The sequence below is a fragment of the Proteus sp. CD3 genome (assembly GCF_008808075.1).
Lineage (GTDB): Bacteria > Pseudomonadota > Gammaproteobacteria > Enterobacterales > Enterobacteriaceae > Proteus > Proteus appendicitidis.
The window spans coordinates 3,954,441-3,968,940 of the sequence record NZ_CP019686.1 but is presented as its reverse complement, the minus strand read 5'-3'; the positions used below and the strand labels follow the sequence as shown (position 1 = coordinate 3,968,940).

Sequence of the window (14,500 nt, the reverse complement as noted above, 5' to 3'; positions counted from 1 at the left end):
TTTTAATATTTTATATTCTAATTCTTAGCTTACTCACTTTGTTAATACACTTTATGAACGTTTCATAAAGTCGAAGAATTCTTCATTTGTCTTAGTCATTGCTAACTTATTAATGAGGAATTCCATTGCGTCAATTTCACCCATTGGATGAATAATTTTACGCAAGATCCACATTTTTTGTAGCTCATCTTGAGACGTCAGCAACTCTTCTTTACGTGTACCAGAACGATTGTAATCAATCGCAGGGAAAACACGTTTTTCAGCAATTTTACGAGACAGGTGTAATTCCATATTACCTGTACCCTTAAATTCTTCGTAGATAACTTCATCCATCTTAGAACCCGTATCGACTAACGCAGTTGCAATGATAGTCAAGCTACCACCTTCTTCAACATTACGAGCCGCACCGAAGAAACGTTTAGGACGATGTAATGCGTTTGCATCCACACCACCTGTTAACACTTTACCTGATGAAGGAACAACGGTGTTATAAGCACGGGCTAAACGTGTGATGGAGTCTAACAGGATGATAACGTCTTTTTTATGCTCAACTAAACGCTTCGCTTTTTCAATCACCATTTCTGCAACTTGTACGTGGCGAGAAGCTGGCTCGTCAAAGGTTGAAGCAATAACTTCCCCTTTTACTAAGCGTTGCATTTCTGTCACTTCTTCTGGACGTTCATCAATCAGAAGTACCATTAATACGCAATCTGGGTAGTTATGAGCAATATTTGCTGCAATGTTTTGCAGCAACATGGTTTTACCTGCTTTTGGTGGAGCAACGATAAGACCACGTTGACCACGGCCAATTGGTGCCGCTAAGTCAAGAACACGCGCAGTTAAGTCTTCTGTGGAGCCATTACCACGTTCCATGCGTAAACGATTATTAGCATGTAAAGGTGTTAAGTTTTCAAAGAGGATTTTACTGCGGGCATTTTCTGGTTTATCAAAGTTAACTTCATTAACTTTTAGGAGGGCAAAATAACGTTCACCTTCTTTAGGAGGACGAATTTTCCCTGCGATGGTGTCACCAGTGCGAAGGTTAAAACGGCGAATTTGACTTGGAGAAACGTAGATATCATCGGGACCAGCAAGGTAGGAACTGTCTGCGGAACGTAGGAAGCCGAAGCCATCCTGCAATATTTCCAGCACACCGTCACCGAAAATATCTTCTCCACTTTTCGCGTGTTGCTTCAAGATAGAGAAAATAATGTCTTGTTTTCTCATTCGAGCCAGATTCTCTAGCCCCATGTTTTCGCCAAGTGCTATCAGTTCTGATACCGGCGTATTTTTTAATTCGGTAAGATTCATAATGGTGGGTTCTTAATAACTCGGGGTAACTCTCGAACTATGAACGTGAATAGTATAACAGCAAATTGCTGTCAGTTTCGTCATGTGTAAAATTACAGATTATAACTTTCTAACATAAGGGTATAACTAAAATGATAATGTTAGAGAGTGTTAATACTATTAGACCAGTCTGCTTTATCCCAGAGAAGTGACATTCATTTTTGTGATGCATGAGTGTACTTTCAACTTATGGGTTCGGAACATACTTTGGAAAAATTTATATTCCTTGAATACTATAGATTATTCTAAGGCAACTTGACTGGTTAGATGAATTCAGATTACTTATATTAAATATCATATTAGATTAAATATCATATTATGTTATTCAATTCTATTACTTTGCATGCTTGATATTCAATATCTCAGACTTATTTAATCGTGTCTAATCATATTGACAAGTAGATCCGATATATTATGTAAGTAAGTGGCGCTAACTTATCATGCTTCGAAGCGGACGTCTAGCTGTCAATAACAGAAATAATGACAAGGTCTAAACGTCCTACTTTTATTTTTGATATCTAAATCAAATTAGATATTTTCGTCTAAAAACTCTTTCAGTTGAGTTTTTGACAATGCGCCTACTTTAGTCGCAGCAGCTGCACCGTTTTTGAATAAAATCAGTGTAGGAATACCGCGAATACCGTATTTTGGTGCTGTCAGCGGGTTTTGATCGATGTTTAGCTTAGCAACTGTTAATTTACCAGCGTATTCTGTTGCAACTTCATCTAGAATAGGAGCAATCATTTTACATGGGCCACACCATTCAGCCCAGAAATCAACGAGCACAGGGCCGGTTGCATTTAATACATCAGCATCGAATTTGCTGTCAGATAAGTGAAGGATTTTATCGCTCATTGTTCTACTCCAAAGAATAATATTGACCGTACCAGTGTAACATTAAATAACAGAAGTCTGTCTGCATTTCAGCGGATAAACTTTTGTAATGCAACCCATAACTGATATTCTATTACATTATGAGCAAAACATATTTGACAGAAAAGAAGTTTTCCGACTTCGCCTTGCATCCAAAAGTGATAGAAGCCCTTGAGAAAAAAGGGTTCTCTAATTGTACACAAATTCAGGCATTGACGTTACCTATCACTGTGAAAGGTCAAGACATTGCCGGGCAAGCCCAAACAGGAACAGGCAAAACGTTGGCGTTTTTAACCTCAACGTTTCATTATCTTTTAACACACCCTGCTAAAGAAGGGCATGAAACCAATCAACCTCGTGCTCTTATTATGGCGCCAACACGCGAATTAGCCGTACAGATTTATTCTGATGCTAAAGAGCTTGCGCAAAATACAGGGATTAAAATGGGTCTCGCCTACGGCGGCGATGGCTATGACGAACAACTCAAAGTATTAAGTAATGGTGTCGATATTGTTATTGGCACAACAGGTCGTTTAATTGACTACGTTAAACAAGGCCATATTAACCTTAGCGCAATCCAAGTTGTGGTACTTGATGAAGCTGACAGAATGTACGATCTCGGCTTTATTAAAGATATTCGTTGGATTTTCCGTCGTATGCCAGTTGCGGCTGAGCGTATGAATATGCTGTTTTCTGCAACGCTTTCTTACCGCGTCAGAGAACTGGCTTTTGAGCAGATGAATAATCCTGAATATGTTGAAGTTGAACCTGAACAAAAAACAGGTTTTAGCATAAAAGAAGAACTCTTTTATCCTTCAAATGAAGAGAAAATGCGTCTTCTTCAAACATTAATTGAAGAAGAATGGCCAGATCGTTGTATCATTTTCGCCAATACAAAACACCGTTGTGACGATATTTGGGCGCACCTTGCTGCTGATGGACACCGTGTTGGTTTATTAACAGGTGATGTTCCTCAGAAAAAACGTCTACGCATTTTAGAAGATTTTACCCAAGGTAATATTGATATTCTGGTTGCCACTGACGTTGCCGCTAGAGGTCTTCATATTCCATCAGTAACGCATGTTTTTAACTATGATTTACCTGATGATTGTGAAGATTATGTTCACCGTATTGGTAGAACCGGACGTGCTGGAAATAGTGGTAATTCAATCAGCCTTGCATGTGAAGAATATGCACTGAATTTACCTGCAATTGAGACTTATATTCAACATACTATTCCTGTGAGTAAATATAATAGTGATGCGTTATTAGCTGATCTTCCAGAGCCTAAACGCCGTCACCGTCCTCGCCAAGGTCAGCCTCGTCGCAATAATGCGCCGGTGCGAAATAATAGAGGAAATAATACTCAACGTAACAACCGAAATAAACGCCCGAGTCATCCATAAATTATGCTGAAATCCTCATCACTTTATGCTGCTATTGATTTAGGTTCTAACAGTTTTCATATGTTAGTCGTTCGAGAAATCGCGGGGTCTATACAAGTCCTTTCCCGCGTGAAACGTAAAGTTCGACTCGCTGCTGGCCTAAACAGTGAAAATGAATTGTCAGAGCAGGCAATGGAACGCGGTTGGCAATGTTTACGACTTTTTTCTGAATATCTGCGTGATATTCCGACTGAACAAATCAGAGTCGTTGCAACAGCCACATTACGTATTGCTAAAAATGCAGATATTTTTGTCGCAAAAGCGTCTGAAATATTGAGCAATACTGTTCATGTTATTAGTGGTGAGGAAGAAGCGCGCCTTATCTATCGTGGCGTCGCACATACCACTGGTGGTGCAGAGCAACGTTTAGTCGTCGATATTGGCGGTGGCAGTACAGAGCTAGTGACAGGTACTGGCGCTAAAACGACGCAATTAATGAGCTTAAGTATGGGCTGTGTAACTTGGTTAGAGCGCTATTTTACTGATCGCTCTTTAACACAAGAAAATTTTGCGAAAGCACAAGACGCAGCCAAAGCGATACTCGCCCCAGTGGCGGGTAAATTAATTGAGCAAGGCTGGCAAGTGTGTGTGGGGGCTTCTGGTACTGTACAAGCGTTGCAAGAGATCATGATTGCTCAAGGTATGGATGAATTAATCACCTTACCTAAGCTTGAGCGACTCAAACACAAAGCCATTGAATGTGGAAAGCTGGAAGAATTGGAAATTGAAGGGCTTACTTTTGAAAGAGCCTTAGTGTTTCCGAGTGGGCTTGCTATCTTAATCGCCATATTTGAAACACTGCATATCGACAATATGATCTTAGCAGGTGGTGCATTACGAGAAGGCTTAGTCTATGGAATGTTGCATCTTCCTATTGAGCAAGACATTCGCCAACGTACTCTTCGTAATGTCCAGCGTCGGTTTCAGATTGATATTGAGCAAGCACACCGAGTTCAGCAACTTGCAGAACATTTTTTTATCCAAGTCAGCAAGAGTTGGCAGTTAGATAATCGTTGCCGAGAGTTGCTTAATAGCGCTAGTGCATTACATGAAATTGGTCTAAGTGTTGATTTCCGCCAAGCCCCTTCTCATGCAAGCTATCTGATCTCTCATCTTGATTTACCGGGGTATACACCTGCGCAACGACGTTTATTAGCTTCTTTGCTAAAAAACCAAACAGGGATCATCGATCTCGCGCCTCTTAATCATCAAAACGCCCTACCGATAACTCAAGCCAATCGACTAGTGCGTTTGCTGCGATTAGCCATTATTTTTGCTAGCCGTCGCCGTGATGATACGCTTCCTGCATTACGATTACGCACCGAAGATGAGAAACTCATTATTACACTGCCACATCAATGGCTTAATGAGCATCCGTTACGTGCTGAAAATCTCCAAGAAGAGATCCAACTTCAGAGTTATGTCCATTGGTCTTTAATGATTGAAGAACAAAATAGCTCTCGTATAAGTTAATTTTTTTACTTATACAAAAATAAAAACCCCTTGGATATCAATATGCCAAGGGGTTAATTTTATCAACTACTCTCTATGCTATTCAGGTTTATGCCTTGCCAACATAGCTCTTAATCCTGCGACACCTTTTTGCCCTTTCTCTTGTTTTTCCTCGGCACTTAACACTTTCTTTTTATTGGTATCCCAATTCAAATCATCTTGAGGTAATTCATAAAGAAAACGGCTTGGATCTGGTTTGATTAATTCACCGTATTGACGTCTTTCCTTACATAACGTAAACGTGAGTGTTTTCTGTGCGCGAGTAATACCCACATAAGCAAGACGTCTTTCTTCTTCTACATTATCTTCATCAATACTGCTTTGGTGTGGCAATATACCTTCTTCCATTCCCACTAAAAATACATGAGGAAATTCAAGACCTTTAGAGGCATGTAATGTCATTAACTGAACTTGATCTAACTCTTCTTCTGTTTCTCCTCGCTCCATCATATCGCGCAAGGTGAAACGGTTAACCACTTGAGAAAGCGTCATAGGTTCATGCAATTCATCACCTTCAAGCATTTCGCTCATCCATAAAAATAGCTGATTAATATTTTTCATTCTCATTTCAGCGGCTTTTGCGCTACTTGAGGTTTCATATAACCAACTTTCATAATCCATTTCATGCAATAAATCACGTACAGCTAACAGTGGCTCTCGTTCTGATTTTTGTACTATACGCGACATCCATTGTGAGAATGCTTGTAATGAATTCAACCCTCGGCCTGTTAATGTTTGACTTAGCCCCAAATCAAAACAGGCATTGTATAAGCTTTTATCTCGAACTTTTGCCCACTCACCTAACTTTTGAATTGTCATAGGGCCGATTTCACGACGAGGCTTATTCACAATACGTAAAAATGCCGCATCATCATCAGGATTAGTAATGACTCGTAAATAGGCAAGAATATCTTTTATCTCTTCTCGTGAGAAAAAAGAGGTTTCACCCGAAATGCGATAAGGAATGCGATTTTGCATCAAGTATTTTTCAAAAATACGCGACTGGTGATTACCACGATAAAGTATCGCGTAATCCTTATAATTGGTTTTATTAATAAAGTGATGCGCAATTAATTCGCCAGCGACACGTTCAGCTTCGTGCTCTTCATTATTTGCCGTTAAAACACGAAGTTCATCACCATAACCTAACTCTGAAAATAAGCGTTTTTCAAAAACATGGGGATTGTTTTCAATCAAGATATTCGCTGATTTTAGAATGCGTCCAGAAGAGCGATAATTTTGCTCGAGTTTAATGACATTAAGTTGAGGGAAATCTTTTTGTAACAACACTAAATTTTGAGGTCGAGCGCCACGCCATGAATATATAGATTGGTCATCATCACCAACAACGGTAAAACGCGCTCGTTCACCAACCAACCATTTCACTAATTCATATTGGCTTGTATTTGTATCTTGATATTCATCCACCAGCAAATAACGGATGCGTCTTTGCCAGCGCTCTCTCACTTCTTCATTCGTGCGCAATAACATAGTTGGTCGACTAATTAAGTCATCAAAGTCGAGCACATTACAACTACGCAGATGTTGTTCGTAACGTCGAAAGCATTCGGCAAACGTATGATCTTGTTGCGATCTCGCCATTCCTATTGCTTGCTCTGGCGTGAGCATGTCATTTTTCCAGTTAGAAATTTGGCTCTTTAGCTGAGAAAGCAAATCTTTATCTTCTTCTAATAAATCAGCCGTTAATTCTTTAAGTAATGCAGATTGGTCTTGATCATCAAACAATGAAAATTTAGCTTTAATACCTAGTGCTTTATATTCACGTTTAATAATTTCTAATCCCAAGGTATGAAACGTTGAGATCATTAATCCTTTCGCCTCTTGGCGACCTAAAGTTTGAGCAACACGCTCTTTCATTTCACGCGCGGCTTTATTAGTAAACGTAACCGCTGCAATCTGCTTTGCTGGGTATTGGCATTGACGAATAAGATGTGCAATTTTATTGGTAATAACCCGTGTTTTACCCGATCCCGCACCCGCCAAGACCAAACAAGGGCCTGACACATATTCCACTGCTTTTTGCTGACCGGGATTTAATCGCATACTTTTTCCAAACTTCATTAACCAAGAACATAACGGGGGATAATTGTAGCAGAAATCAACCAAAGTCTTGAGTCATTCCCTCTTTCAACTTTCCCTAAAATTATAAAAACAAAAAACCGTATTTCATTAAGAAACACGGTTTTCAACAAATTTGGATCTTACGCTTATTTTTCTAAGCTATTTGCGAGAGAAGAAGGCGGCAAAGGAGGTTATCCCAAGGAGCATACATTAGTATGTGACTTGGGTAACCGAGTGTAGCCAACGCACTTATCGCGTAAAGAGCGACGAAAAATCGGAAAATTAGTTACCGACGGCAATCTTCTTCATATCCGTCATATACCCACGCAGGGTTTTACCTACAGCTTCAATTGGATGCTGACGAATTGCTTCATTGATATCTCGCAATTGCGCATTATCAGTTCCATTATCTTGAACTTTCTTCGCTAAATCGCCAGATTGCAATGTTGTCATAAACTCTTTCAACATAGGAACAACAGCGAATGAGAACAGATAGTTGCCATATTCTGCAGTATCAGAGATAACCACATTCATCTCATACAAACGCTTACGAGCGATGGTATTCGCGATTAATGGCAACTCATGCAGTGATTCATAATAAGCCGACTCTGCAAAGATCCCTGCTTCAATCATGGTATCAAAGGCTAATTCAACACCTGCTTTAACCATTGCGACCATTAATACACCGTGATCAAAGTACTCTTGTTCACTGATTTTACCCTCATATTCAGGGTAATTTTCAAATGCGCTTGCGCCAGTCTCTTCACGCCATGTCAGCAAGTTTTTATCATCATTTGCCCAATCAGCCATCATAGTTTCAGAGAATTTACCTGAAATAATATCATCCATATGTTTCGCAAACAGTGGAGCCATGATCTCTTTCAGTTGCTCTGATAATGCATAGGCACGCATTTTCGCAGGGTTAGATAATCTGTCCATCATCAAGGTGATACCACCTTGCTTCAGTGCTTCTGTAATCGTTTCCCAACCAAATTGGAGCAGCTTACCTGCATAGCCCGGCTCTACACCATCGGCAACCATTTTGTCATAACATAACAGAGAGCCAGCTTGTAACATGCCGCACAGAATGGTTTGCTCACCCATTAAGTCTGATTTTACTTCAGCAACGAAAGAGGACTCTAAAACACCAGCACGATGACCACCTGTCGCAGCAGCCCATGCTTTTGCAATCGCCATGCCTTCACCTTTTGCATCATTCTCAGGGTGAACGGCAATCAGAGTTGGTACACCAAAACCACGCTTATATTCTTCTCGAACTTCTGTGCCTGGGCATTTTGGTGCCACCATAACAACGGTGATGTCATCACGAATTTTTTCGCCAACTTCAACGATATTAAAACCATGGGAGTAACCTAATGCTGCACCTGATTTCATCAGTGGTTGAACCGCTTGAACAACAGCAGAGTGCTGTTTATCTGGCGTTAAGTTAACAACTAAATCTGCTTGAGGGATCAACGCTTCATAGGTTCCAACCTCAAAGCCGTTTTCAGTTGCACGACGCCATGATGCACGTTTCTCATCAATCGCTTCTTGGCGTAAGGCATACGCGATATTCAAACCTGAATCACGCATATTTAAACCTTGGTTTAGTCCTTGAGCGCCACAACCAATGATAACGACTTTTTTGCCTTTCAGGTAATTTGCTTCATCAGCAAATTCTTCGCGTGACATAAAGCGACATTTACCTAATTGTGACAACTGCTGACGCAGATTCAATGTATTAAAATAATTTGTCATAGAAGACTCCAAAATCGTTGTGTATGTGTTTGCTATTATTATCCTCACTCTCCGTGAGGTGTTGCATGACTTTACTATATGGGATGAAAGCCATTGCTTAAATTGATATATTTACAAGATAGTGTTGCGAAAAATGCAACGTTCTTTTTTATCACCTAAGGTGGCTGATAATGGATATTCGTGATCTCAAACTCTTTCTGCATTTAGCTGAAAGTTGTCACTTCACCAAGACAGCACAAGCGATGCACGTCAGCCCTTCTACGCTCTCTCGCCAAATTCAACGCCTTGAAGAAAGCTTAGGTCATCCTTTGTTTTTACGTGATAACAGACAAGTGACTCTCACCGATGCTGGCGAACAGTTAAAACGCTATGCTCAACAAACTTTATTACAATATAAACAACTTAAGCACACGTTAAATCAAAATAGCCCAAGCCTTTCTGGTGAACTGCGCCTATTTTGTTCTGTAACAGCAGCTTACAGCCATTTACCGCCTATTCTTGACCGTTTTCGTGCAGAAAACCCACTCGTTGAAATAAAACTCACCACTGGAGATGCAGCTGACGCAGTCGATAAAGTGCAATCTGATGAAGCCGATTTAGGTATTGCAGGAAAACCTGAAAAGCTTCCTGAAAATATCTGTTTTGAAAAAATAGGCGAAATTCCATTAGTACTGATTGCACCCGCTTTGCCTTGTAATGTTCGTCATCTTGCAACACAAGAGAAACCCGATTGGCTCCATATTCCATTTATCATTCCTGAACATGGACCATCACGACAACGAATTGCATTATGGTTTAAACGCCACCGTATCCATAATCCCTTAATTTATGCGACTGTTTCAGGGCATGAAGCAATTGTCTCAATGGTTGCGTTAGGTTGCGGTATCGCGCTTATTCCACAGGTCGTCGTTGATAATTGTCCAGAGCCTGTACGTAATCGCATCTCTTTATTGGATAATATTTCAATGGTAGAACCTTTCGAATTAGGCGTTTGCGGATCACACAAACGCCTTCAAGAGCCTGTGATTAGTGCTTTTTGGCGATTACTCCACGACTAAGCTTGTCGTTTGTGGCGACAGAAATAGCTGAAAAGACGGATTTCCTGTCTCATCATGATATTCATAGCCTAATGCATCTAAATGTCGCTCGAAACGCCCTTCTGTTTCGGGCAATTCAAAAGCCACCAGCACACGCCCATAATCTGTACCATGACTACGATAGTGAAATAATGTGATATTCCAATAAGTCCCTAGTGTTTTTAAAAACTTCATTAAAGCGCCGGGTGACTCAGGGAACTCAAAACTAAATAGACGCTCTTTAAGTGGCTTATTAGGGCGACCGCCAACCATATAACGCACATGAAGTTTTGCCATTTCATCATCAGAAAGATCAGCCACTTGATAACCCGCAGTCGTAAGCTCCCGCAAAATTTCTTTACGCTCAGTGAGTCCTTGACTTAAACGCACACCAACAAAAATACGTGCATTTTCAGGATCAGCATCGCTATAACGATAATTAAATTCAGTGACAACGCGTTGACCTAAGATTTGGCAGAAACGTAAAAAACTGCCTTTTTGTTCTGGGATAGTCACCGCTAATAATGCTTCGCGTTTTTCACCGAGTTCACAGCGCTCAGAAACATAACGTAACCCATGAAAATTCACATTTGCACCGGAAAGCACATGCGCTAGGCGCTCACCTTTGATCTGGTGCTCTTCTACGTATTTTTTAAGCCCTGCTAATGCCAATGCGCCTGAAGGCTCTGCAATCGCACGCACATCTTCAAATAAATCTTTTACTGCAGCGCAAATTTCATCACTATCAACAGTAATCACATCATCGACATACTTCTGGCATAAACGAAAAGTTTCATCACCAATACGCTTAACGGCAACACCTTCTGCAAATAAACCGACTCGAGCTAGCTCAACAGGATGTCCTGCCTTTAATGCTGCTTTTAGACATGCTGCATCTTCTGCTTCAACGCCGATAACCTTAATTTCTGGCATAAGCTGTTTGATTAATACAGCCACGCCAGCAATTAAACCGCCGCCACCTACGGGTACGAAAATACGATCAAGATGAACATCTTGCTGTAAGAGTTCCATTGCCAGCGTTGCCTGTCCTGCTATTACTGCTGGATGATCAAAAGGAGGAACAAAGGTGTATCCCATCTCTTCAGATAGGGCGATAGCTTTGGCTTTTGCTTCATCAAAGTTGGCACCATAAAGCAATGCTTCTCCACCAAATTGGCGAACAGCATCGACTTTGATATCCGCTGTTGCCACAGGCATCACGATTAATGCTTTTACACCCATTCGATTCGCTGACAGCGCAACACCTTGAGCGTGGTTACCTGCCGAAGCAGTTACAACGCCTTTTGCTTTTTGCTCAGGAGTCAACCCTGCAATCATGGTGTATGCACCACGTAATTTAAAACTATGAACAGGTTGTCTGTCTTCACGCTTAACTAAAATCGTATTTTCTAAGCGTTCAGAGATTTTTGTCATCTCTTGAAGTGGCGTGACAATTGCGGCTTCATAAACAGGTGCGCTCAGCGCCGCTTTTAAATATTCAGCGCTACTTGGCGCTGAATTTAAAGGTCTAAAGGCAGCCATTCTCAGCCCCCTAATTTAGATTTATCACGCACCGCGCCTTTATCAGCACTAGTGGCTAAAGAGGCGTAAGCACGTAAGGCAAACGAAACTTGGCGCTGTCTATTTTGTGGTGTCCATGATTTATCGCCACGAGCATTTTGTGCATCACGACGTGCAGATAACGTTTTATCATCTACCTTTAATGAGATCTCACGAGTTGGAATATTGATAGAGACAATATCGCCTTCTTCCACTAAACCAATTACGCCACCACTTGCCGCTTCAGGTGAAACATGCCCGATAGACAAGCCCGATGTTCCGCCAGAAAAACGTCCGTCAGTGATAAGTGCGCAAGCTTTACCTAATCCCATTGATTTTAAATATGAGGTTGGATACAGCATCTCTTGCATACCCGGCCCACCTTTAGGACCTTCATAGCGAATAATGACCACATCGCCCGCCACTACTTTTCCACCTAAGATGGCTTCAACAGCATCATCTTGGCTTTCATATACTTTTGCAGGACCGCTAAAAATTAAGTTATCTTCATCAACGCCGGCTGTTTTAACAATACAACCATCTACGGCTAAGTTGCCGGATAAAACTGCTAATCCACCATCTTGGCTATACGCATGTTCTTTACTGCGGATACATCCGTTTTCACGATCGGTATCTAAAGTTGGCCAACGACAATTTTGCGAAAATGCCTTCGTTGTACGAATACCGGCAGGACCTGCTTGGAACATTGATTTTACTTGCTCATCTTGCGTTAACATTACGTCATATTGCGCTAATGTTTCTGGCAAACTTAACCCTAAGATATTATTCACATTACGGTTAAGTAATCCGGCTCTGTCTAATTCACCTAAAATACCCATGACTCCACCTGCACGGTGAACATCTTCCATATGATATTTTTGTGTACTTGGTGCTACTTTACATAAATGAGGTACTTGGCGAGAAAGTCTGTCGATATCTTCCATGGTGAAGTCAACCTCACCTTCTTGCGCAGCGGCTAATAAATGCAGAACTGTATTTGTCGAGCCACCCATTGCAATATCTAAGATCATCGCATTTTCAAAGGCTTCTTTTTTAGCGATATTGCGCGGTAATGCGGATTCATCATCTTTTTCATAATAACGCTTGGTTAATTCAACAATGCGCTTACCTGCGTTGATAAATAGTGTTTCACGATCTGCGTGTGTTGCTAATAATGAGCCATTTCCAGGTTGAGATAATCCCAGTGCTTCGGTTAAACAGTTCATGGAGTTTGCGGTAAACATACCCGAACACGATCCGCAAGTCGGGCATGCAGATCGTTCAATTTGCTCACTATCCGCATCGCTAACATTTGGATTCGCCCCTTGGATCATGGCATCAACCAGATCCAATTTGATCAGTTGATCTGAAAGCTTCGTTTTGCCCGCTTCCATAGGACCTCCCGAAACAAAAATAACCGGAATATTTAAGCGTAAAGACGCCATTAACATTCCTGGGGTGATCTTGTCGCAGTTTGAGATACACACCATCGCATCAGCACAGTGTGCATTAACCATATATTCAACAGAGTCGGCGATAAGCTCACGCGATGGCAAAGAGTAAAGCATGCCACCGTGCCCCATTGCGATACCGTCATCAACCGCAATGGTATTAAATTCTTTAGCAACACCACCAGCGGCTTCAATTTGCTCAGCAACGAGTTTTCCTAAATCCCGCAGATGCACATGACCCGGCACAAATTGCGTAAATGAGTTCACAACAGCGATAATGGGTTTACCAAAATCAGCATCAGTCATTCCTGTTGCACGCCATAAGGCACGGGCTCCAGCCATATTACGACCATGTGTCGTTGTCGCTGAACGGTATTTAGGCATTTTTCACACTCCTGCGATAAAGAAAGCGAGTAGGGAACGCGCTACCCGCTAAACAAATTTATTTGATTATGTTTATGAATTGATTGGATCTAACCAGCCGTATTTATCTTCTGTCTCACCAGTGAACAGACCAAAGAATGCTTTTTGAATTGCTTTGGTCACAGGACCACAACGTCCGATACCTACTTGAATGCCATCAACACTACGTACTGGCGTTATCTCTGCCGCTGTACCTGACATAAAGACTTCATCTGCAAGATAAAGTGATTCACGAGAAAGCACTTGTTCACGCACTTCATAGCCGAGATCTTTTGCTAATTTGATGATGGCATCACGCGTGATCCCCGGTAATGCTGATGAAGTAAATGGAGGTGTAAAAATAACACCGTCTTTTACTTCAAATAGGTTTTCACCTGCACCTTCTGATAAATAGCCATGCACATCTAATGCAATCCCTTCTTGATAACCATGGCGGCGAGCTTCGCTTCCCACTAACAGTGAAGATAGATAGTTGCCGCCAGCTTTTGCTGCTGTTGGAATAGTATTTGGCGCAGCACGATGCCAAGAAGAAACCATTGCATCAATACCTTTATCTAAAGCTTCTTCACCGAGATAAGCTCCCCATGGGAATGCAGCGATGATCACATCTGTTTTATAACCAGCTGGCGGATTCACCCCCATACCGACATCGCCAATAAAAACTAATGGACGAATATAAGCACTGACTAATTTGTTTTTACGTAAGGTTTCACGACAGGCTTCCATTAACTCATCAACGCTTTGCTCAACAGGCATACGGTAGATTTTGGCTGAGTCATGTAAACGTTGCATATGTTCACGATGGCGAAAAACCACAGGGCCTTTATGAGAATTGTAACAACGCACACCTTCAAATACGGAAGTACCATAATGCAATGCGTGAGACATCACATGAACCTTTGCCTCAGCCCATGGAACCATTTCACCGTTAAACCAAATATAATCAGCTTGCTTTGTCATTCTTTTATCC

General features: G+C 41.3%; 10 protein-coding genes. 3 read left to right on the top strand and 7 right to left on the bottom strand.

Going from position 1 to position 14,500, the window contains the following annotated elements:
* Positions 1 to 51: 51 nt before the first annotated feature.
* Positions 52 to 1,311, bottom strand: coding sequence for a transcription termination factor Rho (rho, locus tag BTA34_RS17800; RefSeq protein WP_023583649.1), 1,260 nt, complete (start codon positions 1,309 to 1,311; stop codon positions 52 to 54).
* Between the two features lie 567 nt (positions 1,312 to 1,878).
* A complete protein-coding gene (gene trxA, locus BTA34_RS17795) occupies positions 1,879 to 2,205 on the bottom strand; it encodes a thioredoxin TrxA (RefSeq protein ID WP_151436649.1) in 327 nt (108 codons plus the stop codon).
* A 119-nt stretch (positions 2,206 to 2,324) separates the two neighbouring features.
* On the opposite strand from trxA, the gene rhlB reads away from it, so the two are divergent.
* Positions 2,325 to 3,629, top strand: a complete 1,305-nt coding sequence (gene rhlB, locus BTA34_RS17790) for an ATP-dependent RNA helicase RhlB (RefSeq protein ID WP_151436648.1) — start codon at positions 2,325 to 2,327, stop codon at positions 3,627 to 3,629.
* A 3-nt stretch (positions 3,630 to 3,632) separates the two neighbouring features.
* Complete coding sequence (gppA, locus tag BTA34_RS17785; protein WP_151436647.1) at positions 3,633 to 5,141, top strand: guanosine-5'-triphosphate,3'-diphosphate diphosphatase; 1,509 nt, start codon at positions 3,633 to 3,635, stop codon at positions 5,139 to 5,141.
* 78 nt (positions 5,142 to 5,219) lie between these two features.
* Here gppA and rep read toward each other — a convergent pair whose 3' ends face one another.
* Positions 5,220 to 7,244, bottom strand: coding sequence for a DNA helicase Rep (gene rep / locus BTA34_RS17780; protein WP_151436646.1), 2,025 nt, complete (start codon positions 7,242 to 7,244; stop codon positions 5,220 to 5,222).
* A 300-nt stretch (positions 7,245 to 7,544) separates the two neighbouring features.
* Complete coding sequence (gene ilvC, locus BTA34_RS17775; protein ID WP_151436645.1) at positions 7,545 to 9,020, bottom strand: ketol-acid reductoisomerase; 1,476 nt, start codon at positions 9,018 to 9,020, stop codon at positions 7,545 to 7,547.
* 170 nt (positions 9,021 to 9,190) lie between these two features.
* Here ilvC and ilvY point away from each other — a divergent pair, with 170 nt between their 5' ends.
* A complete protein-coding gene (gene ilvY, locus BTA34_RS17770; RefSeq protein WP_151436644.1) occupies positions 9,191 to 10,078 on the top strand; it encodes an HTH-type transcriptional activator IlvY in 888 nt (295 codons plus the stop codon).
* Here ilvY and ilvA read toward each other — a convergent pair.
* The 3 genes from ilvA to ilvE form a co-directional block, all read right to left on the bottom strand.
* Positions 10,064 to 11,638, bottom strand: a complete 1,575-nt coding sequence (ilvA, locus tag BTA34_RS17765) for a threonine ammonia-lyase, biosynthetic (RefSeq protein WP_151436643.1) — start codon at positions 11,636 to 11,638, stop codon at positions 10,064 to 10,066. The genes ilvY and ilvA overlap by 15 nt on opposite strands.
* 2 nt (positions 11,639 to 11,640) lie before the next feature.
* Positions 11,641 to 13,491, bottom strand: a complete 1,851-nt coding sequence (ilvD, locus tag BTA34_RS17760; protein WP_151436642.1) for a dihydroxy-acid dehydratase — start codon at positions 13,489 to 13,491, stop codon at positions 11,641 to 11,643.
* A 72-nt stretch (positions 13,492 to 13,563) separates the two neighbouring features.
* The gene (ilvE, locus tag BTA34_RS17755; protein WP_023583659.1) at positions 13,564 to 14,490 is read right to left on the bottom strand and encodes a branched-chain-amino-acid transaminase; all 927 of its coding nucleotides are present in this window, start codon (positions 14,488 to 14,490) and stop codon (positions 13,564 to 13,566) included.
* Positions 14,491 to 14,500: the final 10 nt, after the last annotated feature.